This is a genomic window from Pseudomonas fuscovaginae SE-1 (assembly GCF_000364705.1).
GTDB classification, from domain to species: Bacteria; Pseudomonadota; Gammaproteobacteria; order Pseudomonadales; family Pseudomonadaceae; genus Aquipseudomonas; species Aquipseudomonas fuscovaginae_A.
On sequence record NZ_AQOH01000402.1, the window covers coordinates 1 to 1,184 of the forward strand.

A 1,184-nucleotide genomic window follows, 5' to 3' on the forward strand; every position below is an offset into this window, starting at 1 on the left:
GTGGTTTCTCCAATAATCCGTGCAGGGATACCTACGACAATTGAGTTATTGGGAATACTTTTCAGTACAACAGCCGATGCGCCGATCTGGCAGTTATCACCTATTTGAATATCCCCTATTATTTTTGCTCCAGCGCCGATGTAGCAATTATCTCCGATCACCGGGCACTTGTTGACCTCCTTGGATACGAAACCTTCTGCTGCACCGATAGTGACACCTTGACCGATGACGCAACCACTGCCGATACGTGCGTTAGCATGGAGCACCACTCCGATTGCCCCATAGGCAAAGATGGTATTTTTCCCTATTTTTGCTGAGACAGGGATATACGAGTTGAATAACAGGAACATCAGATTTCGGAGTATGCTGGGAAGAACTGGAATTTGGCGTTCATGGAGCCAATTGCCAACGCGATAGATTTTTACTGCATTCATTGTCAAAACCTCAAACTACGTAAATCCGTCGGGCGAAGCCCAAGCGGCCAGACCGCGATGATCAGGAGTGAGCACATATAGAGCACACCCCAGGCTGTACCTGTATCTTTCAGGAGTATTGCAATAGGTGATAGTGTTGTCATCCATAGAATCGTGGGAATCCCTATGCCTGGTCGACAGATCAGATGCAGAAGTAGCAGATAGGCCGAGAAACCAAGGGCATAGAATAGCTCAGCATGTTGAAGCTGTTGCATGAAGAAAATGATTCCCGTAATTGCGCTGACACTGATCACAAGATTGGTAATAATAACAGCCTTGTGTTGGCCGCATGCAATCAGGTACCTCTCTGTGAGTACCGACCAATACAGTACTGGCAGGCAAGGTAGCATAATCAGATATGCGGAAAACTGTGGCGCGAGCCAGGCGAGTGTGTACGAAAAAAGGCCCAGTAGAGAAAAATAGAAAAGTGCAATGGAGCTTATGATCCGGAATTGCTTATGGCGTTGTTCACCGGAAATAAAAGACACGAACACTGCCCTAACGTTTACTGGGAATAGGCTTGTGGCGGCTTGTATAATCGAGATTGTTACGCGAAATAGACCAAGCTCACGTGCGGGCAGATTTCGCGACAAAATGTAAGGTAAAATGTTCGTGAATAGGTTAAACACCAATGTAATCGATATCATTCGTGGCAGTAATACGATGACTCGTTTGAGTGTCGATAGCAATTGTCTGCCAACGGGTAGTTTG

Annotated in this window: 1 protein-coding gene and 1 pseudogene; both read right to left on the reverse strand. The window is 46.3% G+C overall.

Features of this window, described 5'->3' with window-relative positions; all coding sequences use genetic code 11:
- Window positions 1-434 (reverse strand): serine O-acetyltransferase (locus K675_RS32725; protein WP_080635436.1); only part of this gene is annotated, 434 nt, incomplete at its 3' end.
- A gap of 2 nt (window positions 435-436) precedes the next feature.
- Window positions 437-1,184: pseudogene (locus K675_RS0130135) on the reverse strand (hypothetical protein); the annotation flags it as partial.